Source organism: Leptolyngbya sp. Heron Island J, assembly GCF_000482245.1.
Lineage (GTDB): Bacteria > Cyanobacteriota > Cyanobacteriia > Phormidesmidales > Phormidesmidaceae > Leptothoe.
Genome location: NZ_AWNH01000059.1, coordinates 13,030 through 37,757, shown reverse-complemented (window position 1 = coordinate 37,757; position 24,728 = coordinate 13,030). Strand labels below are relative to the sequence as shown.

25 protein-coding genes are annotated in these 24,728 nt (G+C 46.8%); 14 read left to right on the top strand and 11 right to left on the bottom strand.

What is annotated here, in order from left to right; translation table 11 throughout:
* Positions 1–11 precede the first annotated feature (11 nt).
* Entirely contained in the window at positions 12–638 is a 627-nt protein-coding gene (locus N836_RS56045) for a hypothetical protein (RefSeq protein WP_023073607.1), read from the top strand.
* On the opposite strand, the gene phnL is transcribed toward N836_RS56045, so the two are convergent.
* The 7 genes from phnL to phnG form a co-directional block, all read right to left on the bottom strand.
* Positions 635–1,360, bottom strand: coding sequence for a phosphonate C-P lyase system protein PhnL (gene phnL / locus N836_RS56040; RefSeq protein ID WP_023073606.1), 726 nt, complete (start codon positions 1,358–1,360; stop codon positions 635–637). The genes N836_RS56045 and phnL overlap by 4 nt on opposite strands.
* Before the next feature lie 5 nt (positions 1,361–1,365).
* Entirely contained in the window at positions 1,366–2,136 is a 771-nt protein-coding gene (gene phnK, locus N836_RS56035) for a phosphonate C-P lyase system protein PhnK (protein ID WP_023073605.1), read from the bottom strand.
* Positions 2,137–2,148: 12 nt separating this feature from the next.
* Positions 2,149–3,051, bottom strand: coding sequence for an alpha-D-ribose 1-methylphosphonate 5-phosphate C-P-lyase PhnJ (locus N836_RS56030; RefSeq protein WP_023073604.1), 903 nt, complete (start codon positions 3,049–3,051; stop codon positions 2,149–2,151).
* 72 nt (positions 3,052–3,123) lie between these two features.
* The gene (locus N836_RS56025; protein WP_023073603.1) at positions 3,124–4,365 is read right to left on the bottom strand and encodes a carbon-phosphorus lyase complex subunit PhnI; all 1,242 of its coding nucleotides are present in this window, start codon (positions 4,363–4,365) and stop codon (positions 3,124–3,126) included.
* Between the two features lie 31 nt (positions 4,366–4,396).
* Entirely contained in the window at positions 4,397–4,843 is a 447-nt protein-coding gene (locus N836_RS56020) for a GNAT family N-acetyltransferase (protein WP_023073602.1), read from the bottom strand.
* A complete protein-coding gene (gene phnH, locus N836_RS56015; protein WP_023073601.1) occupies positions 4,840–5,436 on the bottom strand; it encodes a phosphonate C-P lyase system protein PhnH in 597 nt (198 codons plus the stop codon). The genes N836_RS56020 and phnH overlap by 4 nt, the downstream gene beginning before the upstream one ends.
* A gap of 2 nt (positions 5,437–5,438) precedes the next feature.
* Positions 5,439–5,891 (bottom strand): phosphonate C-P lyase system protein PhnG, encoded by a 453-nt coding sequence (gene phnG, locus N836_RS56010; RefSeq protein WP_031293096.1) that lies wholly within the window; start codon positions 5,889–5,891, stop codon positions 5,439–5,441.
* A gap of 442 nt (positions 5,892–6,333) precedes the next feature.
* Here phnG and N836_RS56005 point away from each other — a divergent pair, with 442 nt between their 5' ends.
* The gene (locus tag N836_RS56005) at positions 6,334–6,846 is read left to right on the top strand and encodes a fasciclin domain-containing protein (protein WP_023073599.1); all 513 of its coding nucleotides are present in this window, start codon (positions 6,334–6,336) and stop codon (positions 6,844–6,846) included.
* A gap of 418 nt (positions 6,847–7,264) precedes the next feature.
* Positions 7,265–8,881, top strand: a complete 1,617-nt coding sequence (locus N836_RS56000; RefSeq protein WP_023073598.1) for a mechanosensitive ion channel family protein — start codon at positions 7,265–7,267, stop codon at positions 8,879–8,881.
* A 29-nt stretch (positions 8,882–8,910) separates the two neighbouring features.
* Here the strand turns inward: N836_RS56000 and N836_RS75345 are convergent, their stop codons facing one another.
* Positions 8,911–11,391: a GAF domain-containing protein gene (locus N836_RS75345; protein ID WP_081716895.1), complete on the bottom strand. Its 2,481-nt coding sequence runs from the start codon at positions 11,389–11,391 to the stop codon at positions 8,911–8,913.
* A gap of 669 nt (positions 11,392–12,060) precedes the next feature.
* Positions 12,061–12,195: a hypothetical protein gene (locus N836_RS77910; RefSeq protein ID WP_268744314.1), complete on the bottom strand. Its 135-nt coding sequence runs from the start codon at positions 12,193–12,195 to the stop codon at positions 12,061–12,063.
* A 275-nt stretch (positions 12,196–12,470) separates the two neighbouring features.
* Between N836_RS77910 and N836_RS55990 the strand changes: the two genes are divergently transcribed.
* The 11 genes from N836_RS55990 (at position 12,471) to N836_RS55930 (ending at position 22,534) form a co-directional block, all read left to right on the top strand.
* On the top strand, positions 12,471–13,613 hold the full coding sequence (locus tag N836_RS55990) for a serine hydrolase (protein WP_023073595.1): 1,143 nt from the start codon (positions 12,471–12,473) through the stop codon (positions 13,611–13,613).
* A gap of 131 nt (positions 13,614–13,744) precedes the next feature.
* Positions 13,745–14,419 carry a hypothetical protein gene (locus N836_RS55985; protein WP_023073594.1) on the top strand — a complete coding sequence of 225 codons (675 nt, stop codon included), beginning with the start codon at positions 13,745–13,747 and terminating at the stop codon, positions 14,417–14,419.
* Between the two features lie 61 nt (positions 14,420–14,480).
* On the top strand, positions 14,481–15,758 hold the full coding sequence (locus N836_RS55980; protein WP_023073593.1) for a dipeptidase: 1,278 nt from the start codon (positions 14,481–14,483) through the stop codon (positions 15,756–15,758).
* On the top strand, positions 15,758–16,384 hold the full coding sequence (locus N836_RS55975) for a DUF6714 family protein (RefSeq protein ID WP_023073592.1): 627 nt from the start codon (positions 15,758–15,760) through the stop codon (positions 16,382–16,384). The genes N836_RS55980 and N836_RS55975 overlap by 1 nt, the downstream gene beginning before the upstream one ends.
* A gap of 388 nt (positions 16,385–16,772) precedes the next feature.
* On the top strand, positions 16,773–17,201 hold the full coding sequence (locus N836_RS0138420; protein ID WP_023073590.1) for a putative toxin-antitoxin system toxin component, PIN family: 429 nt from the start codon (positions 16,773–16,775) through the stop codon (positions 17,199–17,201).
* The gene (locus N836_RS55965; RefSeq protein ID WP_023073589.1) at positions 17,198–17,443 is read left to right on the top strand and encodes a hypothetical protein; all 246 of its coding nucleotides are present in this window, start codon (positions 17,198–17,200) and stop codon (positions 17,441–17,443) included. The genes N836_RS0138420 and N836_RS55965 overlap by 4 nt, the downstream gene beginning before the upstream one ends.
* 1,843 nt (positions 17,444–19,286) lie before the next feature.
* The gene (locus N836_RS73470) at positions 19,287–19,940 is read left to right on the top strand and encodes a hypothetical protein (RefSeq protein WP_152532175.1); all 654 of its coding nucleotides are present in this window, start codon (positions 19,287–19,289) and stop codon (positions 19,938–19,940) included.
* Positions 19,941–20,250: 310 nt separating this feature from the next.
* The gene (locus tag N836_RS55945) at positions 20,251–20,682 is read left to right on the top strand and encodes a hypothetical protein (protein ID WP_023073585.1); all 432 of its coding nucleotides are present in this window, start codon (positions 20,251–20,253) and stop codon (positions 20,680–20,682) included.
* A gap of 303 nt (positions 20,683–20,985) precedes the next feature.
* Positions 20,986–21,372, top strand: coding sequence for a VOC family protein (locus N836_RS55940; protein ID WP_023073584.1), 387 nt, complete (start codon positions 20,986–20,988; stop codon positions 21,370–21,372).
* 118 nt (positions 21,373–21,490) lie between these two features.
* A complete protein-coding gene (locus N836_RS55935) occupies positions 21,491–22,120 on the top strand; it encodes a uridine kinase (RefSeq protein WP_023073583.1) in 630 nt (209 codons plus the stop codon).
* A 156-nt stretch (positions 22,121–22,276) separates the two neighbouring features.
* Positions 22,277–22,534 (top strand): cyclic nucleotide-binding domain-containing protein, encoded by a 258-nt coding sequence (locus tag N836_RS55930; protein ID WP_161634984.1) that lies wholly within the window; start codon positions 22,277–22,279, stop codon positions 22,532–22,534.
* Positions 22,535–22,591: 57 nt separating this feature from the next.
* Here the strand turns inward: N836_RS55930 and N836_RS55925 are convergent, their stop codons facing one another.
* Together N836_RS55925 and N836_RS55920 are read right to left on the bottom strand one after the other, a co-directional pair.
* On the bottom strand, positions 22,592–23,266 hold the full coding sequence (locus tag N836_RS55925) for a response regulator transcription factor (protein WP_031293087.1): 675 nt from the start codon (positions 23,264–23,266) through the stop codon (positions 22,592–22,594).
* 13 nt (positions 23,267–23,279) lie between these two features.
* Positions 23,280–24,590, bottom strand: coding sequence for a sensor histidine kinase (locus N836_RS55920; RefSeq protein ID WP_023073580.1), 1,311 nt, complete (start codon positions 24,588–24,590; stop codon positions 23,280–23,282).
* Positions 24,591–24,728: the final 138 nt, after the last annotated feature.

The window sequence follows — 24,728 nt, the reverse complement described above, 5'->3', positions numbered from 1 at the left end:
GGAGATAGAAAATGGCCCAAATAATTGAACTTCCGGAGTCCTGTTATTTTTCGGATTATTTCAAACTGAATTATTATCTGGAAGATATCGTCACTCATTTTGGGTATAGTTTTGAGCTGACATCGTTGGTGTTGCCTCAATCAGAAAAGCCAGTAGAAACGATTGACCGACTTAGAGAGCGTCTGGAAGAGAGTTTGCCGTTCGTCACGTTGGATAGTGAATCAGCCCGTCGGGAGTTTTTGATTGCGCCCTTGGTTTTAGAGCTGGTTCACCTGATCCATGTCAAGGTTAAGGTAAGCTATTCTCTCAAGGCCACCGAGCAGCTTAAGGGGCTGTTAGATTACTATCTCCAGTCGGGGGATAGTTTGCTGATTATTGAGGCTAAAGATGAAAATCTGGAGCGAGGCTTTAAGCAGCTAGCGGCTGAGCTGATTGCTTTGGATAAGGTGACGGATGCATCGGCGGGGAACCTCCTTTATGGTGCAGTATCAATTGGACGGATCTGGCAGTTTGCTGTGCTGGATCGACAGCAAAAGAAAATTTCTCAAGATTTAGAGTTATATCGGGTACCTGCAGATGTGGAACTACTGATGAATATTCTGGTGGCTATTTTGACTAACAAAACAGTTGAGGATTAGCCAAAGCTAAGGGTGCGATCGCAAACCCTTTCCCGCACTTCGTCATCATGGAAAATGCCCACCATGGCACAGCCCTGGGCTTTACGTTCTTCGATTAACTGCATCACGACTTCGCGGTTAGCTGCATCCAGGGCAGATGTGGGTTCATCGAGTAGCAGAATCGGGTAGTTAACTGAGAAAGCCCGAGCGATGTTCACCCGCTGTTTTTCACCCCCGGAAAACGTAGTCGGTGATAGTTCCCACAGTCGTTCTGATAAATTCAGTCGAGAGAACAAGTTTTGCACTTTAGCCTTAGCCTCCTCCATATCCATCCCCAGCTCCATTAGGGGGTCTGCCGCCACATCGACGGCTGGCACCCGAGGAATCACACGCAGAAACTGACTGACATAGCCGAGGGTATGCTGACGGACTTCAATCAGGTCGTGTGCTTCTAATTTTGGTAGGTCAACCCAATGATCCTGGTGCTTGATCCAGATAGAGCCACTGTCGATGCGATAGTTAGCGTAGAGCGATCGCATAAATGTGGATTTTCCTGATCCTGAGGCTCCCTGGAGCGCCACACATTCACCGGGGTGAACAGTCAGAGAAACACCTTTGAGAACGGGTAGTTGTACACCCCCCTGATGGTGGAGAACAAAGTTTTTATAGAGCTGGTCTGCCTGCAGCAGTGCTGTCGTGTTGGTGGGAGCTGTTGGTGAAGATAAGACTTGTAAGGTTTTCATATTTCCTAAGGTACTAATGTGGCATTGACCAGTTGTTGTGTATAGGGATGCTGGGGATCATCCAATACCTGGTCGGTGAGTCCAGCTTCGACGACCTGACCGTTTTGCATCACCATCAGCCGATGGGCCAACAGCCGCACAACGCCAATATCATGGGTGACCAAAATCACACTGAGGTCAAGGGTGCGGACTAGCGATCGCATCAGATCCAACAGTCTGGCCTGAACCGAGACATCCAGCCCCCCTGTGGGTTCGTCCATCAGCACAATCCGAGGGCGAGTGACCAGGATGCGAGCCAGCTGCAGCCGCTGTTGCATCCCACCGGAAAAGGTATTGGGAAAGTTATCAATGCGGTTTTCAGGAATCTCAACTTCGTTCAGCCACTGCAGAGCTTCGGTGCGAATGTTGCCATAGTGACGCTGGCCGACGTCTAACAACCGTTCGCCAATGTTAGCCCCGGCAGTAACGGTCATACGCAGCCCATCACGGGGATTCTGGCGGACAAAGCCCCATTCGGTTTTCATTAGCTGACGCCGCCGAGGTTCAGGCAGGGTGCGCAGGTTAATGAGGTTGTTGTCTCGATTACAATAGAGTACTTCACCATCGTCGAAGGAGACATGACCGGCAATGCTGGCGAGCAGGGTGCTTTTGCCTGAGCCGGACTCGCCAATAATACCGAGCACCTGGCCAGGGTAAAGATTAAAGGAGATGCGATCGCATGCCCTCAACGCCCCATAGTCTTTACTCAAATTGTTAACTCTCAGTAGCGGCTGCATAGATTATTTCTCCTATTGACCCAGCTTTTGCACACTGCCCGACTGTTCCCGCTGTCGCTGTTCGCAGTAGTCCGTATCCGAACAAATCCACATGCGATCTCCCTGGTCATTAATTACCACCTCATCTAAATAACTGTCGGTCGCCCCACAAAACTCACAGGGCTGCTCCCAGTTCTCTACGGAAAATGGATGATCCTCAAAGTCCAGACTTTTTACTTTGGTGTAAGGTGGTATGGCATAAATTCGTTTCTCTCGCCCGGCCCCAAATAGCTGCAGTGCTGGGTTTGTATCCATTTTAGGATTATCAAATCGGGGGATCGGGCTGGGGTTCATCAAGTACCGTTCATGTACCATCACCGGATAGTCATAGGCGAGAGAAATTCGACCAAATTTAGTAATATCCTCATAGAGCTTGACATACATGGGACCATATTCTTCTAGCCCATGCATTTTGTTGGCCTCAGTCCGAGATGGCTCAATAAAATACAGCGGCTCCGGCATTGGTACCTGATAGACAAATACCTGTCCTTCTTTGAGTGGAGTTTCAGGAATCCGGTGGCGGGTTTGAATTAGCGTGGCCTCCTCAGTGCGTTCAGTGGTGGCCACACCGCACACCTTCTTAAAAAAACGCCGGATATTAACCGCGTTAGTAGTATCATCAGCGCCCTGGTCGATTACCTTTAAGGTATCCTCTTGACCGATAACCGAAGCCGTTACTTGAATCCCCCCGGTCCCCCAGCCATAGGACATCGGCATTTCCCGCGAGCTAAAGGGGATTTGGTGACCCGGAATAGCAACAGCCTTCAGAATGGCACGACGGACAGAACGTTTGGTTTGCTCGTCCAGATAGGCAAAATTGAACCCTGGCTCTGGGTTAAAAGGTGGAGATAAATCAGGGGAAACAGGAGAGGTCATAGATTGGTAGGAATGAAAAAGAAACGGTTTGGGTTGGTCTTGTACCTGCCCTGGACAATTAATTGCTGCTAATCATGCCGTTGTTATCTCTTGAGAATTAGGAGCATTATTCTCGGCTTTTACCACGGGGGGTTTGCCTAAGTCCTTTGCTTGTTCATAATCACTACGTAGCTTACGAATCAGATTTAGCTCTGCTTGAAAATCGATGTAATGGGGCAGTTTCAGGTGTTGCACAAAACCTTGTGCTTCAATATTGTCAGAATGGAACAGAACAAATTCTTCATCCTGGGCGGGGCCATCTAGCGACTCACCTAAATCCTTAGCCTGCAGTGCTCGGTCGACTAGGGCCATGGCCATTGCCTTACGCTCGTTATAACCAAAGGTGAGGCCGTAGCCTTGGGTAAACTGGGGCGGAATTTCTTTGCTACCCTTAAACTGGTTCACCATTTGCACTTCAGTGACAGTAATATCAGCGATCGCAATTTCAAACCCCAACTCTTCAGGGCAAATCACCACCTCCACTTCTCCCATGCGCACCTCACCTGCAAAGGGATGATTTTTGCCATAGCCTCGCTGGGTGGAATAGGCCATAGACAACAAAAAGCCTTCGTCGGCACGGGCCAAATTCTGCAGACGCGCATCTCGATGGGTGGGTGTCGTCAACGACTGTCGCGTAATATCAAACGGTTCAGCATTCGGCTCTTGATTAACGTTATCCCCTGTAGGGTGGGTAATTCTCCCCGTCCCAGATTTATTGCTTCCTGTTTGAGCCCCATTACCCGCCGCTCCATTACCCGCTGCTCCAGGCGGAGACACCAACCCCTCCTGCGCCAACATATGGGCAACCCGAGGCGTTGTCTCGTCCATATCCGCCTCACCCACAGGTGCCGGAAACCTATTATCCTCAGCGGCCAGCTTAAAATCCAACAGGCGATGAATATAGTCAAATGTGGGGCCTAGCTTTTGTCCACCGGGAGCATCCTTAAAGATGGCAGAAATACGCCGCTGAATTGCCATGGTGTTGGTATCTAACGGCTGACTGTAATAAAGACGGGGTAGCGTTGTTCGATAGGCCCGCAACAAAAAGGCCGCTTCCACTAAATCTCCCCAGGACTGTTTAATGGCCAGCGCTGCCAGGTCCGGATCGTACAAACTGCCTTCAGCCATCACTCGGTTTACCGCCAGCTGCATCTGTTGCTTGATCTGCTCCAGGGAAAGCTCGGGCACGTTCTGATCACCACGCCGCTTGGCCTTAAGTAAGGCTTCGGCATTGCGAATGGCCTGTTCTCCACCTTTGACTGCAACGTAGGGCATAATTCTCTCCTGATGGGTTTGTTAGCTCAACTCAACTCAACTCAACTCGATAGCTGTATCCATGTTTGGTGAATCCTAAGGATTCGTAAAAGGCATGGGCGGATTTTCTGCGCAGGTTGGTGGAAATGGTGAGTTTATAACATCCGGCAGCACGACACTGGGCGATCGCAACCTCCATCATCTGCCGACCAATCCCCTGACCCTGTAAATCAGCAGCCACACCAACCGCTTCAACGATGCCAGATGGACTACTGTGATGAACCAGATTATCCATAATCAACAACGCAAATGTACCTACTACTCTCTCGGCCAAACAAGCGACCCACAGGGTATAGCTAGGATACTTTTGCATCTGTGCAAACCACTTCTCAATATCGGCTAAAGTCAAAGTTGTAGCATGCTCCAACCCTGAGTGGTTGTACAAGGCCAGAACCTGGGGCAGATCATCGATAGTGCCAGGACGAATTGTTAGCGTCATAGTGCCCCTGGCAATTCTGTTATCGGTTTTGCCGTGCGGGGGAGTCCAATTAACTGATTCTGAGCAAAATACCAGCAGTCGAGCCCCAGGGGGTACTCTGCTGTCATTGTCTGCCAACGCTGCCAGACTGTTGTGGGTAGAGGCAAACTGACGTCAATATTCTGTAAAATTCCTGGACCTTGTAACGTTACAGGAACTCCGCCTGTTAACTCAGGCAATTGGATTAATAATGAGGTAGAAGCCTCTGGATATTCAGCCGTTCCCCAGGAGAATTCAGCCAAATCCGGTGCGGTCGCCAGCTGCCAAATCACAGCAAAATCAGCTGCACGCGGGACATCGGTAAACCGACAGCCAGTGTGAAACACCAGCCATGACCGCACCGCTTCGGAGAAACCTGGCTGCAGCCACACTCTTGTTTCTAAATCTAACAGTGTTAAACAGGCAGCGGCACAGCTGGGTTCTAGACCAGTGGGGGGTGTTGTCGCCACCGTTGTTTTCACCATACCAGGTCTCGCCAGGGCATCCAACAGAGCTCGAAATGTTTTCTGGGCATCGTGAACAGCATCAGTAAATCCGGTCAATTGGGTAACCATAGTTAGCTCTCCCCTCGCAACATCGTAAAAAAGTTCACGCGGGTGGACTCGACTTCAGCGGCGTCTTGTTCTCGCTTGGCCTGAGCGGCTGCGTATAGCGGGGTAATCACCTGCATCTGTACCTGGGTATGCCAATCAGGGTGCTGTAGTAGCCCATCGCACAGAGCCGCCAACTCCGCATGACGTTTTGAACGCCCCGCCACGTAGCCAAAACCCGTCAGTTCACCCAGCTGCACGACACACCGGGTCAGGGTGATCTCGCCCAAATTAAAGGGCTGTCCGGTTCCTTCCGCTCTTGCTCTTACCATGGCTAGGCCCACTTCGGGCGATCGCAAAAATCCATACTCAGGCACATCATCGAGGGTGGCAAAACACTGTTCCAGTAGGGGCAGCGGTGCTTTAGCTAAGGTTGACATCCAGACGGCTCTAGATGGTTGTTGTGCTGCTTTTACCATGACTTAATCAAGCCTTAACCGCTTGTTAAATTTGTGTAGATGTCTAGACAAATTATTATTCTTTTGAGTGTAAAATGCAACTGATTTGCCAAGACCAACTGAGCAGATATAGAAAATCTAAGTGAGTCGCCTGTAAGTGAGTCGCCTTAATGATATGTGAGGTCGCTGGCGGTGCTTGGTTTTCCTTATAGCGGTTTCATTTTCGTGGTAAAGCCGGGCAGCTTACGGTCACCGCTACCTGCCAAATTTTGAGCGTTGCTGAGCCTCGGCATGATTTCATCTGTAAGCTCTGGACTAACTTGCACTGCTTCTAGAGCACTGCTTCTAGAGCAGTTCAGCCTCAAAGCAGCAGCGGTAATTTTTCGATTTCTAAATTAAAGCAATCCGATTGTGGCTGGGTGCCGTACCTCTAAATGAACACCTGTTAGGAAGATATTGGTTTATGAAAAAGTTACTCTTATTGGGCGGCCTCCTAGCTACACTGTTTGCTGCGTCTCCGGTTGAAGCTAAGGAGTCGGCATCGCTACAGGCTAAAGACGGCCATACTGGTAATACTATCGTTAGTATTGCATCTACCAATGATTCATTTGACGTGTTAACAGCTTTGTTGAAGCATGCCAAGCTAGTGGGTGTATTAAACGGCGAAACTGAGTTTACAGTTTTTGCCCCAACAGACGATGCCTTTGGCCGTTTGCCCCAGGGCACGATCGAAAGCCTGTATCAGCCAGAAAATCGTGAACTGTTGGCCACAATTTTGACCTATCACGTTGTACCCGGTAGCGTGCGCTCCACCGATCTTTCCTCAGGTAGCGTAGATTCTGTTGCTGGCATTCCTCTAGAGATTGCTGTAGGGTCTGGAGTCACGGTCAATAGCTCGAATGTGGTCACTGCTGATATTGAAGCTAGCAATGGCATTATTCATGTTGTTGATACGGTAATTCTGCCTCCTCAGTAAGTTGAAGATCGTGTCTTAGACTAGTGCATGGGGTGAGTCAGCTCCTAAGCAGAGTATTAATCACTCACCCCAACTCTCAAGCAAATAATAATAGAAGGCTTTGTTAATCCTCAGTACGATTCCAGCTGTAAAGCCTGAGCTAGTTGCATTCCTTCTAACTCGATTCAACCTCTAAATTAGCAACGGTAAATAAATAAAGAGTGGCGTTGCTGATCCTTGGGATGATTGCATTTACAAGATACAGAGGAATGGCATTTCTCCAGATCGTTGCATCCCCTACATTAGCAACGGCTAAAGAGTTTTGCTTCCAATTGCCACTTGATTAGCAAGTTCTGTATGGTGCGTATAGTGCTGCCCGATGCCGAGGCAGAGAGCATGCCCTACCTGTCCGCTTGTCTGTTTGAGAGGCCGCTAAATTATGGCTGCGTTAGTGCTATTTACCGTCGAGCTAACCCTAATAATAATTCTTTGTTGTTTTTTATACTTTTCCTTTAATTGGGGTTCTCGCTGGGTATTGCAAGCTTCTCCACTGCAGCTAGATGATACTGGCTTACAAACCCTGCGGCAGAATATATTTGGTATTGTCCTGATTACCGGCTTTTTACTGTTTTTATTGGCAGCTGGCTTTAATGGCTGGATAGTATTACAGGGGGAAAGCCCCGATGCATATACCCTATCGTTAATCCAAAATACGCCTCAGGAGGTTTGGTTAGGAGTAGCAGCCGGGGTTGCTAAAAGTATTTGTTTGCTGGTCCTAGCAGGTATCGCCCAGCGCCCGCTCAAACGTTGGTTGGTGCAGACCAGCCGTTATGTCAAACAGATAGAGCAAATTACGGCCAACGACGACAGCATTGACCATCTGTTTCAGATTTTAAGTAGTGTCTTAAGTGTGGGGATATGGCTACTAGCCTTGATTTGGTGTGCTCGTTTTTTGCAGTTACCAGAGCAGCTGTCGCCTTATTTATATGCTACCTGGCGTATTTATCTGATTATTTCTATTGGAATTATTGTTTTTCGGTCTGTCAGCGTCGTTGTTGATACCCTGGATGCCCTGAGCCAAAAATATTCTAACCCAAATAATCTGTTGCGATTTTACGATCGATTACAGCATCTAATTCCGTTTCTAAAGCGCTGTTTAGAATGTGTGGTTTGGGTCTATGTGGCGATGTTGGTGGTGGGTCAGATTACCTTGCTTGCCAACTTAGCTGACTATGGCGTGATGGCCGTCAATGTGATTGCGCTTGTTTTTTTTGGACGATTGGCGACCAATGTGATGCAATTGGTGGTCTCGGAGGTATTGTTGTCCACAGAGGAGACATCGGCTGCGGTTTATCAGCGACGGGTAACGATTACACCATTGGTGGTGAGCTTACTGAGATATGTCATTTATTTTGGGACAGTATTGTTTTTATTAAAAGCACTCAATATTGATCCAGGCCCGATTCTGGCAGGTGCTGGCATTGTCGGTTTAACCGTTGGCTTGGGGGCTCAAAACCTGGTTAAGGATGTAGTCAGTGGCTTTTTTATCTTGTTTGAAGATTATTATTTAGTCGGTGATTTTATTGAAACGGAGACAGCTCAGGGAACGGTGCAATCGATTGAACTGCGCACAACCCGAATTTTGCACCCTGATGGTCAAGTGCAGATTCTAAGAAACGGGGATATTGGTTCTATTGTTAACTACTCCAAACATCCCATTGATGCCGCTGTTGAGGTGTCTATTACCTACGAGGTAGACCCAGAAAAGGCATTTGAGATTATTGAACGGGTGGGGGCAGAGCTCTGTGAACAAGAAGATGATATTTTAGAGCCCACGCATATTGAAGGGGTGGAAACGTTTTCTGAAGAGATTTGTTTGATTTATACTCGAACAAAAGTTAAGCCTGGCAAACATCTCAGGATTCAGCGGTTATTACGGCAGCGTTGTTTGGTGGAACTGCTAAAAGAAGATATTGAAGTGGGTTCAATGGATACAAAGCTGGTTCTAAAAAGTGGATTTGAGCAGTTGAATTTTCAGAATCAGGGAGCATATTAAATTAGTGGCATTTCAGTGGCATTAACGGATTAGCCTGTTATTTTGATGGGTAATTGAACGATAAATTCGGTGCCTGCACCCACAACCGAAGAACAATAAAATTGTCCCTGGTGGTCGCCGGTTACAATCTTGTAGCTAATGGATAGCCCCATGCCAGTGCCGATACCCACGGGCTTGGTGGTAAAGAATGGGTTAAAGATCTTATCTTGGATTTCGGGTGACATGCCTATGCCATTGTCTTGAATTGCGATCGCAATTTTCTTGGATGACACGACTGTTGTGGTGATGGTTAGACAACCCTGATGGTCAGGAGATGTTGTTTGCTGTTGTTCAATGGCATCAATTCCATTGACTAACAAGTTCATAAATACTTGGTTGAGTAAACCGCCATAGCATTCAATCAACGGCAGATCGCCATAGTTCTTGATAACTTCAATTGCTGGTGTTCCTGCTCGACCATTTAAGCGATTTTGCAAAATTACTAAGGTGTTATCAATGCTGTCATGGATGTTGCTAGCTTTATGCCCTTCCTGTTGAGCATAAGAAAACGTACGCAATGATTGCACAATCGATTGAATGCGGGTTGCGCCGGTTTGCATCGAGTTGATCAGCTTAGGAAAGTCTGCAAGCGTATACTGAATATCGGCTGCTGCAATGAAGTCTGAAATTTCTGCATGGGGTGTTGGATAGTGTTTTTGGTAGAGCAAAATCAAAGTAGACAGATCATCAAAATACTCTAGACACGGCTTTAAATTTCCATAAATAAAGTTAACCGGATTGTTGATTTCATGGGCAATACCGGCGACAAGCTGGCCGAGGCTAGACATCTTCTCCGATTGAATCAGTTGTAATTGCGTATCTTTGAGCTGTTGATAAGAGGCTTGGAGATCAGCTGTGCGAGCCGCGACTTTAGCTTCCAGTTCTTGGTTAAGGACTTCGAGGGCATCGATTGCTTTTTGACGTTCTAGTTCAGCTGTGGCACGGGCTGCAAAAGAGCGGATAAGCTTTTCTGCCCGTTCTGAATGGTCTAGTGGTTTGCGGTCCAAAACACAAAGATGGCCGACAACCTCCCCTTGAGAATCTTGCATGGCAAAGCCAAGATAGCTCTTCACTCCCAAATTGACTAAATCTAAATCTCTAGGAAATAACTCCTGGGCAGACTGTTGACAGTGAAATGCACCCGTTTGTAGAACTTGTTCACAAGGTGTGCCCGCAATTGGATATTCATAGGTGGGCTGTAGCACCTGATCGATAACAAATGCCAATGTGTGTAGTGTATCACCATGGCGCTCGGTTAGAATGGCATGGGCAACCCCCAGGGATTCTGTGAGCTGTACAATAGAGATAGGAAAAAAATCAGCGCCTGTTTTAGTCGCGGTAACGTCCAGTAATTTCTGAAGTTGTTGCTCAGCCTTGCGACGTTCATGCAGTTCTGACTGGGCACGTTCGTGGGCTTGAGCCTGTTGCACGGCAATGGCCACCTGTACTCCTAACTGACGCACTAATTCAATTTCTTCGGGCTGCCATTGTCGAGGTGCATCCTGTTCACTGGTTAGAATGAGGCCCCAAATTTCACCTTCAACGATAATGGGGACCATCATCTTCGAGCGAATGTCAAAACCAGACAGCATTTCCTGGTGGCACACTGTCATTTCTGTTTCGTAGATGTCATCTACAATGCGAACCTGGCCTTGGCGGTAGGGGGCAAGCCATTCGGGGGTCACACAAGGATCGTGGACTTCGTTGTGTAGTACCGATCGTGATGGGTCATCAATCGATTCGGCAATCACTTTACCGGTTAGATCTGATCGGAGTCGATAGACAATGACGCGATCGCATCCCAATACTGGGCGTAGTTCGGTCACGGTTGTATCCAAAACTGTTTGCACATCCAGTGATGAATGCACCTGAGCGATAATTTTGTGCATCAATTGCTCTCTCTGCATTGAGCTGCTCAAAAGCTTGGGTTGCTGTGTTTTAGGGCGAGCCTCAGACGATGTCGGCGGGGGTGGAGTACCTGTCGCAGGCTGCACTTGGCTGGCTAAGGCGATGGCATGGACTTCTTCATAGGTCAGCAAACCCGCCAGCTGATTGTGCTCATCTACAATTACAACTGGGCGCATCCGATGCTGCCGTAATAAATTCAGGGGTGTGTAGAGTTCCGTCAATGCTGATTCGCTGAGGGTTGCAAAGGTCTGCGTCAGGCACTGAGCAACGGTTGAGTTAGCTAGATTTTTGGTTTGCCAGCGGCAAGAGAGCAGGTCTTGAGTGGTCAGGAGTCCAAGGATTTTCTGGTCCTCCATTACGACTAAATATCGCGATCTCAATTCGTTGTGACATTCTCGTATAACAAAATCAATTCGATAGGTCTTCAGTTTCTCCTGGGGAACCAGACAGGGTTCATGACTGTTCTCCATGTGAGCCATCGCCTCCCTGATGGTTGTTTGTGGCGTGACGACCATCGGGTTGCGCGTGATAGCAGATTTGAGGTTAAGGATAACGGAGGACATATTACAAAAAAATACTAGCGTGGTTGATCTGTGTTAACGCTCAACTCATCTGGCAATGAAGCTGAAAATGACAGTTTCCTTGTAAGCAATATATTTAGTAGCTGCAGTAATGGTACGGATATGGCTACTGTAAAAAATGGCTTTGCTGATCCTCAGGATGATTTCATCTACAAGATACAGATGAATGGCATTGCTCCAGATCGGTACACCCTCTAAATCAGCAACGGCAAAAAATATAAACTTGACTCAGTAATTAAGTTTATGCCGTCTTTAATAAATGCCGGATTTAATGATGAGAAAAATGGAAAATAAGAATGGCCAAATATCCTAATTTATTTGGGTTTTGCCCTGGCAGAAGCGTTTTAAAAATCTCTTGCGGTGAAGGTTTAAAGTCTTTTTTCTAGGAAGACCTTAACGTTTACGCTATGACTTTTAAATGAGAATTTTTTCATGATTCTACGGTCATGTCGGTATTAAAAGTGCGAAACCAGGCTGAAAATGAACGATCTGTTTTGGGGCTTACGCATCAGTTTAACCTTTGAACTTTGGTGGTGCTACTCCGACCTATGACTATCTTTGCAAAATTTTGGGTTAATTACGCCTGTTTCAGGCCGGTTCATCCTCTAAACTAGCGGCGGCTTAACTTTTAGATATCCGTCCGCCAACCCTTCAATTCTGGAGGGGCTGAGTCTGGGCTGCCCCAGAATTAGGGAAAGGGGGCATATGATCTGATGTGTTTTCAGAGGCAGCCTGGGACAGTATTCGATTACGGGTGCGATCGCCTAGCCCTCTGACATCAAGCATGGGCTAACGGCCACTGGCTTAAACCGATTTATACTGTCCCGCAGCAACGATAGTATTGATAAATTGGTGTTGCTGATCCCCGGTATGATTGCATCTGTAAAGTCTAGGTTTATTGCACTGCTTTGCGATCGGTTCATTCTCTAAATTAGCAACGGCTTAAATCGAGTATCCCTTGGCTTTTCTATCCTATGCGTTTACTTATCACCCTCAGTTTGTGTCTAATTGTCTGGGTTTCACCAATAGCAAGACCAATAGCAAAACTGGCGAACCCGACTATGACCTATGGTTATGCCCTGGCGGCTAATATTTCCCCCGAAATGGCGCTTGCCCGACTATTTACGACCCCTGAGGTGCAGGCCAGCTGGTTTGCCGATAGCTTTTTAGCCCAGGTTTCACTGGCGCAAATTGAACAGATTTTGCAAGAGATTACTGCGATCTTGGGTGAGTATCAAAGTGTAGAAGCCTCGGGGGATCAGTATCTGCTGATATTTGAGCAGGGGACTGTACCCACACGGATTGTGCTCAACACATTCGGACAAATTACTGGACTGTTGTTTGAACCCCCTCAAATAGCTGCGCTCGATTTAGACAGTTTACAAACAGAATTTACAGCCCTGCCAGGTGAGGCCAGTTTACTCATCTTGAAAGATGATATTGCCCTCGCCAATGTAAACGTAGACCAGCCCCTGGCGGTAGGCTCGACGTTTAAGCTGCTGATTTTGCAAGCGCTGCAACAGCAAATTGATGCCGGGCAACACAGCTGGGAAGAGATTTTGCGGCTGCAGGATGTCTATCGGAGTTTGCCCAGCGGTCGTCTACAGGACTGGCCAACGGATACACCGCTAACGCTGCAAAGTTTGGCCACCCTGATGATTTCAGAAAGTGATAATACGGCCACCGATCACCTGCTAGCCTTGGTAGGTCGCGAGAATGTTGAAGCTCTGACCCAACACAATCGACCTTTTCTGTCGACGCGAGAGTTCTTTATTCTCAAAGATCCACAAAACCAACAGTTGCTCAACCGCTATCGTCAGGCCAATGAGCGCGAACGACGTAATTTGTTAACAGCGATGACGGATGTACCCCTGCCTGGTGTCAATATTTTTAACAATGGACCACTAGCGTTGGATATTGAGTGGTTTATGAGTGGGCAAGAGCTGTGTGATGCGATCGCAACCGTCGCTGACCTGCCTCCTATGCAAGTTAACCCTGGTCTGGCCAGGCCTGAAAACTGGCAGCGGATTGCCTTTAAAGGCGGCTCAGAGCCCGGCGTCGAGAATTTCACCACCGACCTAACCGACGCCGATGGTCATCACTACTGTATTGCTGCTACCTGGAATAACCCCGACGGTATCGACGAACTTAAGTTTTCCAGTCTTTATCGTGGTGCTCTATCTTTGCTAAGTGCGGACTTATAGAAAATACATAGGTGCAAAGGTTGGTCCAGCTAAGGTTCAATGGCCGCTAACCTATGATTCCAGCAAATTTTCTTGTTTCTACTCAGTGGATAGGGCAACATTAGAATCAGCGAGCGATCAGGGCGAATAGTATGAGTGGTAATGAAGTAACTCTTTATCTAGATCGGCTTCTAGCACTTTATGAGGAAAAACTGAAGCGATTTCGATTGTCCCTAACCATACTTCTAGCAGGAACTGTCGTCTTCTTTTTCTTGATCTTTTTTCCATACATAACACTGATTGGCAACCAAGAATCTTGTCCGAATGAGTTGGACTGTCCTGAACTTTACCAATCTGGTCTGGAGGAACGCGTTTCGGATATGACAACCAGCTGGGGAAATATACCTGTATCAACAGCTGAGGTAGTGGCTTTCTTCCCGGCAGGTGCGGCTTGTGGCGTTATGGTAGTGTCTGCCCAGTTGCAAGGATTAATGCGTTTGCGTCAAGCAATTACTCAACAGGCAAGAAAGCTTGAAAATCCAGTAGATGTTACCCTTATTGCTCCTTTATTAATTGACCCGAAACAAAGTTTTTTCGAGCAGATATTGGGAAGTTTGACATTACTTTTTCCCTCTTTTATTGTTTTGTTCTCGATCAACTTAATTCTAATCAGGCTTGAGGCTCTTAACAGGAGTTTGCCCTACAATCAAAATGTTTCGTTCTATTACAGGGTCTATCTACTAAGTTCACTCTTGGTCATTTATGCGTTGGTGAAAACAGGATGGAATGTTTTTAAGTCGCGAGCCTTTGAAAGACATCAATCTTGAATTAGTTCATTGTTACTGCGATATCCTTTAGCCATCTGCCTTAATTCGATGAGCCATTGTTATGCTCGGTTATTTTCTCAGGCGAAGACTCACCTTTATCATTGCATTGGTTGCCGCGTTAGGGTGGGTGTTCGCCCAGACGAATATCTCACCAACTTTGGCCAATAATCGGGCTGCGGTTATCCATCAAGCGGTATTGACCATTGATAGCCATATTGATTGGCCAATTCGGCAGTCGGTGAACCCTGAGTTTGACCCCGGTATGGGCCATGAAACTGGCGCTCCTGGCAGCGGTCAGTGGGACCTGGTACGGATGGCTGCAGGCGGTCTGGATGGGGCGTTTATCTCAATCTTTACCCCACAGCGAGCACTGACGGATGAGGGCTATGCCCAGGCTGCTACCCTAGCGCATCAGATGATTGATTGGACTGAGCAGCTGACGGTCGATTATCCCGATCGGGTTGCGATCGCCCTCACCCCAGAGGATGCCTATGGATTAGAACACCAAGGCAAACGCGCCATCTTTCTAGGCATGGAAAATGGCTATCCCCTAGGAACTGATATTCAGGCCGTTCAAACCTTCTACAATCGCGGGGTACGCTACATCACCTTAACCCACTCCAAAAATAACCAGCTGGGCGACTCGTCCACCGATGACCAACAGCTTTGGCAAGGGTTAAGCCCATTTGGTGAAACCGTCATTCACGAAATGAATCGGCTGGGCATGATGGTGGACATTTCCCATGTCCATGACGACACATTTTGGCATGTCATCGGGTTAACTAAAGCACCCGTGATCGCCTCCCATTCCAGTGCTCGCGCTCTGCGAGATGTTCCCCGTAACATGGACGACACCATGCTACGAGCAATCCAGGAGAATGGCGGTGTAGTACAGCTCTGTCTGCTAGGAGACTATATTAAAGAGATCGACCAGGACCCGAGACGCGAGGCTGCATTGGCCGCCCTATCAGAGCAACAAGCTGCCTGGCTGCGGGGTGATCTGAGCGAAGCTGAAGTAGCCGAGTTATTAAACCAGTATCGGGCAATTAACGCTCAGTATCCTGAAATAAAACCCACCCTGGCCGATGCCATTGACCATCTTGACCACATGGTAGCGGTGATGGGTATTGACCATGTGGGTATTGGCTCTGACTTTGATGGCGGTGGCGGTCTGGTTAATATTGAAGATGTTTCCCAGATGCCTAACATCACCCAAGAATTGTTAGACCGGGGCTATACACCCGATGAGATTCGCAAAATCTGGGGCGGCAACCTGATGCGGGTGTTTAATCAAGTGATTGATGTTGCTAAACAGCTACAGGCAGAGGCTGAAAGCTAATGTGTATTTCCTTTGCTAACCCCGATGAGAAAATAGCCTACGAAGCCAAAAAGCTGGCCCTGATTGAAGAAATTACTCAGGCATTTGATGGAGTCTCCTGTGGGAATGGCGTCACGCTCCATGAAGCGATGGTAATCGACGATTACGGTAGCCCAGCAGAACGAGCTGAAGCCAGAGCACGGGATACAGAAGATAAATGGCAGGACGTCCCAGAGGACGATATTCGATTTTCCGATGCGGTGCTGAGTTTTCTGGATGCAAAGGGTTTTCACTATTATCTACCAGCCTATATGGTTTGGCACTTACGGAATATCGATAATACAGACCCTGACTATTGGTCCAATACCTTTGACTCGGTAATTTTTCATTTGACCTATCAAGTAGACATAGACGACTATATCGCCGAAAAATTTTCATTATTTACCCCTGCTCAACTCAAGACGACAAGTCACTTTCTGCAATTTGATGTCGAGCGAGAAGAGACCATTGAAAGACAACAATTACAGGAGTCTTTAGCCAAGGGTGGGTTGTCCCAATCGGATATTGATAACATGCTAAAAGAGCATCAATTTCACAATAACAAAGAAAGACAAGCGCTAGAAACCTATTGGAGACAGTTTATGTAGGTTTACTCAGATCTTGCACTAAGGTTGGTTGTGAAGCTCAAACCCACGTTGGGTTCAAAACCCAACGCTAATTGAGGGCTGTCCACTAAAGGGACAAGATTGGCTGGGCAGCTCTATATTTAGAGAGCTTTTAGAGATTCTTTAACCGCTTGAGCGGTTTTGAGCTATTAGCCTTGCGACTTTGAGTCCAAGGCGGGTTAATGCGGCGTATCTGCAGGTTGGGGGTACTTTTGACAGCGCATTTGTCAATAGTTGTGGAAAGACAGCAAAAAAAGTTCTTGCTCAACCATAATATGAAAACCAACTTGCTGCTGCTAAAAAAGAGTGATACGATAAAACACTTATTTTTTAGTTCATTTGAACTATTCCTGGTGGCCGCTCTCAAAAGATGACCATTCCCGAAATTGTAATTGATACAAATGTAATTATTGCTGGGTTACGCTCTAGAAATGGAAGCGCTTTTCGTCTCTTAGAAATTGTGGGTAGTGGGCAATTTAATATCCACCTTTCTGTACCACTAGTTCTAGAGTACGAAGAAGTTTTATTACGGCAGCTGCCGAATTTGACCATAAAGGCTTCGGATATTCAGAACTTTATTGATTTTCACTGTGCCGTTGCAAGCCATCATCAAATTTTCTTTCTTTGGCGACCCTATTTACGTGATCCGAAGGACGATATGGAGCTGGAGCTGGCAGTTAAAGCTGAGTGTGATAGCGTAGTGACATACAACACTCGCGATTTTGCAGGCATTGAGCAGTTTGGCATAAGTGCTATTACACCAGCAGAGTTTTTAGATTCAATTGGAGCGTTATCATGAGCCCTCTGAACATTCAGCTACCTGATTCACTGTATAAAAGCTTACAAAAGCTTGCTGAGCAAGATGGTGTCTCGTTAGACCAGTTTGTTGTCCTGGCAGTAGCTGAGAAAATCTCTGCATTAACTACCGAAGGCTATTTAAGAGAACGTTCCAATCGAGGTAGCCGCTCAAAATACGAGAATGTATTGGCTAAGGTTCCTGATATCGAGCCAGAGCCATACGATAGGTTACCCTCAGTATAACAATTCTGGTGCAGCGGATTGACAGAGCTCAAGATCATCTAAGTGGAATACTAAGATATCGACAACTGCTGACCAGAAACGTTATGCGTACTGAGTATTAAGTGCCAATGGAAGCCAATATTGGCATCTGGAACCTTTTACACGATGGCAACATTGTTGCTTTCAGTGGTGTTTGTCCTGGTGATATCTCTGTAAAAGTCGAAATAGAATATCTCTGTGAATTACTAACTCCCGGATCTAAGTTTCTATTGATTCACCTTCGCGATTGTAGCGACATAACATATAGCCCTTTCAAAAGATCCGACACTGTCATTAAGCTCGAGTCATTGGGCGAATGTGATCTCGAAATCCTGAACGCGAAAAATGAGTACAACTATATCTCAGTTTGCTGTACTGAAGGCATAATACGCCTAAGTTACATGGATGCTCATTATGAGTTGGACAACGGTGTTCCAATTTCATTTACTACTTTGTCTCAAGCGTGCAAGAAATACTGGAAGGACTGGGAGCAGCATAATCGCAACGACGTGTAATAGGCCAATAATTATTTAATGTAGATGACTGAACACTTAGACAAAATCACAGTTGAGCAAGCCTATTTGGCAGCATATGAATATTTATTGCGCAGATGGGAGTATATGCCCGAGAGGCTAATAGCTGACGAACTCAGCGGGATGAGTTTATTAGATGACGGAGGCAGTGCCGATCCAGCTTGCAAGAGCGAGTTTGTCGAAGCTCTTGGTGCAGTTCTTGAGGCTGAGGCTAAATCAGGGAGATATACAAGGGCCGATCTAAGGCTAAGTTGAGCTGCATAACTAGGCCCTGAGGTGGATGAGGTCAGTAGCAAAGGCTAAACTTCTTTTTCTACTTTAGCTTTAGCGCGGATTCAGACGTTCAAAAATGACCTAATAGTCAGTTTTTCAGGGAGGCTGAACCTACTCTAGTAGATGGGTCTACTTTGCTGAATGATCATTGATACGGGTTAGCTGTTTATCAGAATATTTCTCCAAGTGACTGTATAGAATGATCGATCTTGTTTTGGTTGTTATTGTTTGTTTTTAAAATGTAATTTGTTCTTCTTGTACTTGTTGTTGAGTGCCTAATAGCTTCATTAGTGGTGATTTTTTGCGTCTCGGTACAGCCAGATATTTCTCTTCATCATAGGGCGCACCATCTTACCAACAACGCCAGAGAACTCTCCCTAACATGCGACGGGACTCAACCCATTGTCTCAATGCATGATGCTTTGGGCACCCGGCTGTCCAGATATCGAGTTTTTCGCCATGTTTGTGCAGCATTTGACGATCAATTTGGCATCGATTGGCTCCGATTTGGCCTGCGAGGGCTGAAACGCTTGGCGATAGTTTGCTACCGTTCGAGGATTGACGGGCACTAACACCAAATTCTTGTATCGACATAGCGCATAGAGAAGGGCGCTCGATACGTTAGTAGTCATCATCTGACTGGCGCTGCATAGTCGTCCCCACAAACTGGCAGGTTCTCTCCTTTCTTGACTCTATGCTTTCCCCTGGATTTAGATCATGCAAAGGGAGGAGCGATAGGCTATGTTAGTAATCATCTACCCTGTCGTCCAATGCATAGTCGTCCTCTTCTGTTTTTCTATACCCGTCCCCCCATAACGCCTATGCATGCCGACCGCCTAAAGTAGATCGGTACAGTGTAGACGTTATCTACGGCGGGTGATGAGCGCCGGTTGCTCCCTGTAGTTGCAAGGAATTTCTGAGTAGTATTTGATGGGTTGAGCCTACTATCAGATCAAGGAGAAATCTCGGGAGGGAAAATTATGAAGACTATGTGTAACCAAGCTACGGCGATAGCATTTGTGACAGCTGCGTTGAGTTTTGGAGTATGCATACCTAGTTGGGCAGCCTCCTTTACTTTACCAAATGAATTTAACAGTGAACTGGCTAGTGAATTTGGCACATCTCTCTACTTCTACAGTGAGTCTGGTGATTTCATTGGTCAAGGCAGAGAGTGGTTTTATGAGCCAACTGCAGGTAACTTCGAAGTTCGGCCAATAGATGGTAATAGCGGTGTTGATTTTAGGTTTAATAATTTTGGTTTAGTTGGCTTTCAAGAGTCTACTTGGTGGGGTGGAAGATTTGCAGCACCTGCTTCTGAAGCTCTCGTCGTTGGCAGCTATATTGGTACAACACGGTTCCCATTTCAAGATTTTAATGTTCCAGGGCTTAGTGTGACTGGAGATGGACGTGGGTGCAATCGCTCTGGGGGGCGCTTTGATGTCTTAGAAATTGGCTATAACCATGAAGGGAATGTTGCTAGTTTCGACGCTATTTTTGCACAGTACTGTGAAAACGAATCGGCAGTGGGAACTCCAGCCTTGTTCGGTCAACTTCGGTTTAATGCAGATAATAGGAGCGTCTCAGTTCCAGAGCCTTCTAGTGTATTGAGTCTGATAATCTGTTGTACCTTGGGTGTATGGGGGAAATTACGTAAATCTGATTTGGGCAGTTGAACTTTAATACAGTTAAGCTCTCCATTAAAACAGGTGCAAAGATAATGGAACCTTTCACTCACAGGCATCTCAAGTCGCTGTGTAATTGACCAATTTCCACTCCCTTGAACCTCAAAGTACTAGGTTATATCTAGTTCAGGTTTTTGTTATAGAGTTGGGGCGTTGTTCTATGGGTATGCTGGTTGGCTAACACTTCACTGGAGCGGATGCTACAAGAGCCACGGGTGCCCTTTGGGCTGTTCAGTGCACATGCACCACTCAGCTCAAGGCCGTTGGGCTTCATAAAGTTTGAGGTAAAAATCTTCTAAGAATGGGCTACATAACTACTACAATCACAATTCAAGTTCCGCAATCAACTATATTTTTTTACTTGAGAGAGAAATATAACACCCAACTTTATAAGAATACGTTCCAAGAATTGATAGGGTTTGCGCCTATGCCGCTTTGCATCAAAGAGGTCCCTTTTTCTGAAATTGAATTCAAAGATGAATGCATGAATACCATGTCTTCCAGCTTTAAGGTACAAGGCTGGAGATGGGGCTATCAGATCCAACCTGATTCTGATGGCAAAACAAAGGTGACCTTGTGGTATAAGTGGGGACTGTTATTGACATTGCTAACCTTTGGTACTGCTGGAGGGCAAGCCTGTAATGAACTTGCAGAAACAGCATTAGCCTTACTCGCCCTCTCCATCGATCCAAATGCCGACAACCAGACAAGTTCTTTTCTACTCTCTTTCTGAGCTATCTCAGATATTTTTTGCACTCCAGCACTCCTTGAATACTGCGTTTGGTGCAACTTTGCCTAACCTCTCAAGGGGAGATGGTAGCCTATTCATGGCCTAACTGCTCGGTGCAGTGGACGCTAGCCTCAAGGCTTCGGTGTACTTTTTTCAGTGCCCCCGAGCGCCACTGATCTCGAAGACGTTGGGCATCATTCAGCTACGGCATGTGGTACGTTTGCTCCTATTGATCTTCTGTTGCAGCCCTTTTGCAATGTATGGCAAAGAATTAGATAGTGTGGATGAGAAACTTACGACAAGAACATGCAAATAGCAGTAAGGTATTTTGAAATACCAGTATCGAATCTAGAAAGAGCGATTGAGTTCTACGAACACGTTTTCGATGTGTCACTGGGATACACTAAAGTAGATGGCTATGAAATGGCTTTGTTCCCAGAAGCTTTAGATGACATGGGTGCGAGTGGTGCACTAGCCAAAGGAGATGTGTATGTTCCAGGTAAAGCTGGACCTATATTGTATTTTTCGGTCCTAAGTATCGACGAGATACTTGCGAGACTGGCAAGCGTTAGCGGCATGGTGCTTTATCCAAAGAAAGCAATTGGCAATGATGGGTTTGTTGCGGAAATCGAAGACAGTGAAGGAAACCGAATTGCGCTGCATCAGGCAGGTGGGACGCCGCCTGACGAGTAGTTGGAGCGATCGCACTCCGTTTCGCTACCGCTCGCGGCAAACTCCCTACCCAGCTTAACGGGCAGCCGCTCAACATGGTATTAGAGCTAAATGTAGCGCTATAGAGTGCCATGGAATAATGAGAAGTTTAGTTCACACGATTATTCAGAAGTCGCGACTCAAATCGCCGTATATCGTTGGTGTTTCTGGCATTGATGGGTCTGGAAAAGGCTACATTAGCAATAAACTTTGTGCCCAGATCAGCGCCACGGGTCTGTCATGCTCTCTCATCGGTATTGATGGCTGGCTGCAACCTCCAAGCAAGCGCTTCTCGAAACACGATCCTGGGCGACATTTCTATGAGTGTGGCTTCAGATTCGATGAAATGCAGAAGCAGTTATATGAGCCGTTGTGTAGTGCTGGTAGCATCGATTTCGTGGCGAAACACGCCGATCCTACAGATATGGAAGAGATGGTGGACTATCACTATCAGATACCTCAGTCCGATGTGATCATCCTTGAGGGGATATTTTTGTTTCAGGACCGCTTTACCTTCGACTACTCGGTATGGATCGAGTGTAGCTATGAGACTGCTCTCGACAGAGCACTGAAGAGAAACCAAGAGGGGCTACCCAAGGAACGTATCAGGAGTGATTATCACACCATCTACTTTGCTGCACAGAGAATCCACCTTGAGGCCGATGATCCACGAGGAAGATGTGACTTCATTCTTCTGAATGATGATCGTAAGAATAAGCAGTGGCCCTAACATCTGTTACACCAGAGCCTTGGGCTGCGTGGGTTCTGAAATCAACATCGTTTGCTGCGGCCCGGTGAACGATGTTTGTTAGTCATCTAGTTAGGATATGGATTAATCTGTACTATAAACTTCTATCAATTCCTTACCTGATTGCAATAGATGTATGTGACTGTTCAGCAACTAGCAAAAATAGATGTCTTTTCAAATCTTAGGCCTGAAGTCCTGACTCAGCTTGCTAATGCTGCAAAGATCAGTTTTTATAAGCAAGGTGAAATCTTGATTCATGAAGGCGATCGGTTCACGGCCAAGTTTCATGCTGTTCTTGAAGGAAAACTCCTTGTTCAAAAGATAGCGGTATCCGGTAAAGAAACAACGTTACGTCAACTGTCTGCAGGAGAAATGTTTGCAGCACCTGCACTATGAAGGACTCGCATATGCAACAATGCTTTCAAGTCGTTAGCTACGGCCTGCTAAAGACATTTAGCGAATATTCTGGGGCCAAAATTGACTAGCGTATAAGGCTGCTTGAGTGCGATCGCGTAGTTGGAGTTGACTCAAAATGCTGGTGACATGGTTCCGCACAGTTCGTTCAGAGATAAAGAGTTTTTCTCCTATTTCGCGGTTATTGAGTCCTGTAATAATCAATTGGAGTACCTCTTGTTCGCGAGGAGAAAGCGATCGCAACTTGGCAGGAAGCGCAGCGTCAACAGAGGGGTCTGCTAATGGTTGGGAAGATCCTAACGTTTTTTCAAAGAGACCAGGTCCCATGTGGGTATAACCCTGATCAACGGCTCGAATAGCCCTGACTAATTCCTGAATAGGTGTTTGCTTAAGCAGATAGCCTTTAGCACCCCAACGCATTGCCTGCCGTACGTATTCAGTATCGTCAAATGTGGTGAGCACCAGGATTTGTATCTCAGGAAACTCAGCACAGATTTGTTTTGTTGCTGCCACACCATCCACAACCGGCATCCGGATATCCATTAAAATCACATCGGGTTGCTTGGGGGTACCGTAGAGTGTTGAGACATGATCAATCGCCTGCTGACCATTGGCGGCATCGCCAACTACTTGTAAATCAGGTTGATTTTCCAGCAGGTTGGCCAGGCCCTGTCGAATAATGGTTTGATCATCCACCAGTAAGACACGAATCATCGCTGTTGCCTCCTTAGATGTCTCCATCAGCCCGTAGGGGCATTGTCGGCAATGCCCCTACGGGCAACGTCCCTACGACATTGGAGAGGGGCAAAATCACACTAATGCGACAGCCAGCTCCAGGCGCACTCCAGATTTGACAGGTTCCACCCAGTGCGATCGCCCGTTCTTTCATTCCTCCTAAGCCAAACCCCGTCGTATTTTTGCTGGGGTCAAACCCCTTACCATTGTCCAGCACTTGCACATAGAGACTCTGCGGTTTGGTGCACAGCTGCACAGATAGCTGGTTAGCTTGAGCATGTTTCACAACATTAGTGAGTGCTTCTTGCACAATTCGGTAGGCGGCCATGGTGAGTTCATCAGACAGCGACGTGGTGATATTAATTTCACACACTTGGCTCATAGCAGTAGATTGACAGACCTTATTAACCAATTCGATAATCGCAGCCTGCAAAGGTTTATCAGGTTGAGGAGAGTCGCGCAGAGCGGCAACGGCTCGTGAAACATCTTTAAGGGCCTGATAAGATGAATCTTTGGCTTTCAGCAGATAAGATTTCGCCTGCTCGATATCTTGCTCCCAAAATAGCAGGACATTTTCTAGCAAGATGGTTTGAGCTGTCAGGGAATGACCCAGGGAGTCATGGATTTCGCGGGCAATGCGATTGCGTTCTTGTAAAGCGGCTTGACCTTCCACCTGCAGCGCATATTGCTGTAGCTGAACGTGAGCAATCTCCAGCTTTTGTTGATTGCTATGGACATTGAGCAGGGCATCTACCAGTAAGAAGACAAAAAGTAGGGCCAGGGTAAAGAGAATGATGGCATTGGTCTGCAACACGCTGACTTGCCAGGCTGCAGGCGTCGACATCAGCCGGGATAGATTTCGACTAATAGCAGTCTGGCCTAATGTTAGTGATACGAATAAGTGTGAGCCAAACGTGATGCCTGCCACCACCAGTCGCCCTCGGGTGTGAAAGAGCTGACAGCTGCGGATGATGACGACTAATCCCAGTAGCGGGATAATTCGCATCATCAAGGGATTATCGAGACAACGTATAACTAAAATCCCAAAGAGGCTGAGCTCGGCCGCAGTGTAGAGAATCTTGGCCCGGAGCTGAGCCAACGGTAGATATAGCCCCATGGTGCCAATTAAACCAAACAAGACCAGTTCTAACCAGGTAACCTGAAATGACCGATGGAAAATCATTGCCGTAATGATCACCAGAACCCCCATACTGAGTAAAATCCACTCAATATGCAGCAGTAAGCGCAAGGGTCTGGCAGCTGTGTAATTTTGAGATAGTCGGGAGGGTGGATTTAGTAGCATTTAGCTTTGACTCTTAACACAAGGGTTTGCTCTGGTTTGTAGGCTACGGTGTATACACATCTGTGAGATCTACTTGAAATCAGCTCCATGCTCTGCATTAGCCCACTCTACGAGAAGCCGCTCAGGCGTCTACATCCT

Coding starts and splice junctions, on each gene's coding strand:
- N836_RS55985 (WP_023073594.1), top strand. CDS start 13,745: ATGAGTGGTAATGAAGTAACTCTTTATCTAGATCGGCTTCTAGCACTT.
- N836_RS56030 (WP_023073604.1), bottom strand. CDS start 3,051: ATGACCTCTCCTGTTTCCCCTGATTTATCTCCACCTTTTAACCCAGAG.
- phnH (WP_023073601.1), bottom strand. CDS start 5,436: ATGGTTACCCAATTGACCGGATTTACTGATGCTGTTCACGATGCCCAG.
- N836_RS56020 (WP_023073602.1), bottom strand. CDS start 4,843: ATGACGCTAACAATTCGTCCTGGCACTATCGATGATCTGCCCCAGGTT.
- N836_RS55945 (WP_023073585.1), top strand. CDS start 20,251: ATGGGCTACATAACTACTACAATCACAATTCAAGTTCCGCAATCAACT.
- N836_RS55925 (WP_031293087.1), bottom strand. CDS start 23,266: ATGATTCGTGTCTTACTGGTGGATGATCAAACCATTATTCGACAGGGC.
- N836_RS56005 (WP_023073599.1), top strand. CDS start 6,334: ATGAAAAAGTTACTCTTATTGGGCGGCCTCCTAGCTACACTGTTTGCT.
- phnK (WP_023073605.1), bottom strand. CDS start 2,136: ATGCAGCCGCTACTGAGAGTTAACAATTTGAGTAAAGACTATGGGGCG.
- phnG (WP_031293096.1), bottom strand. CDS start 5,891: ATGGTAAAAGCAGCACAACAACCATCTAGAGCCGTCTGGATGTCAACC.
- N836_RS56025 (WP_023073603.1), bottom strand. CDS start 4,365: ATGCCCTACGTTGCAGTCAAAGGTGGAGAACAGGCCATTCGCAATGCC.
- N836_RS55965 (WP_023073589.1), top strand. CDS start 17,198: ATGAGCCCTCTGAACATTCAGCTACCTGATTCACTGTATAAAAGCTTA.
- N836_RS56000 (WP_023073598.1), top strand. CDS start 7,265: ATGGCTGCGTTAGTGCTATTTACCGTCGAGCTAACCCTAATAATAATT.
- N836_RS56045 (WP_023073607.1), top strand. CDS start 12: ATGGCCCAAATAATTGAACTTCCGGAGTCCTGTTATTTTTCGGATTAT.
- N836_RS55920 (WP_023073580.1), bottom strand. CDS start 24,590: ATGCTACTAAATCCACCCTCCCGACTATCTCAAAATTACACAGCTGCC.
- N836_RS77910 (WP_268744314.1), bottom strand. CDS start 12,195: ATGCTTGATGTCAGAGGGCTAGGCGATCGCACCCGTAATCGAATACTG.
- phnL (WP_023073606.1), bottom strand. CDS start 1,360: ATGAAAACCTTACAAGTCTTATCTTCACCAACAGCTCCCACCAACACG.
- N836_RS55990 (WP_023073595.1), top strand. CDS start 12,471: ATGACCTATGGTTATGCCCTGGCGGCTAATATTTCCCCCGAAATGGCG.
- N836_RS0138420 (WP_023073590.1), top strand. CDS start 16,773: ATGACCATTCCCGAAATTGTAATTGATACAAATGTAATTATTGCTGGG.
- N836_RS55980 (WP_023073593.1), top strand. CDS start 14,481: ATGCTCGGTTATTTTCTCAGGCGAAGACTCACCTTTATCATTGCATTG.
- N836_RS55940 (WP_023073584.1), top strand. CDS start 20,986: ATGCAAATAGCAGTAAGGTATTTTGAAATACCAGTATCGAATCTAGAA.
- N836_RS75345 (WP_081716895.1), bottom strand. CDS start 11,391: ATGTCCTCCGTTATCCTTAACCTCAAATCTGCTATCACGCGCAACCCG.
- N836_RS55975 (WP_023073592.1), top strand. CDS start 15,758: ATGTGTATTTCCTTTGCTAACCCCGATGAGAAAATAGCCTACGAAGCC.
- N836_RS55935 (WP_023073583.1), top strand. CDS start 21,491: ATGAGAAGTTTAGTTCACACGATTATTCAGAAGTCGCGACTCAAATCG.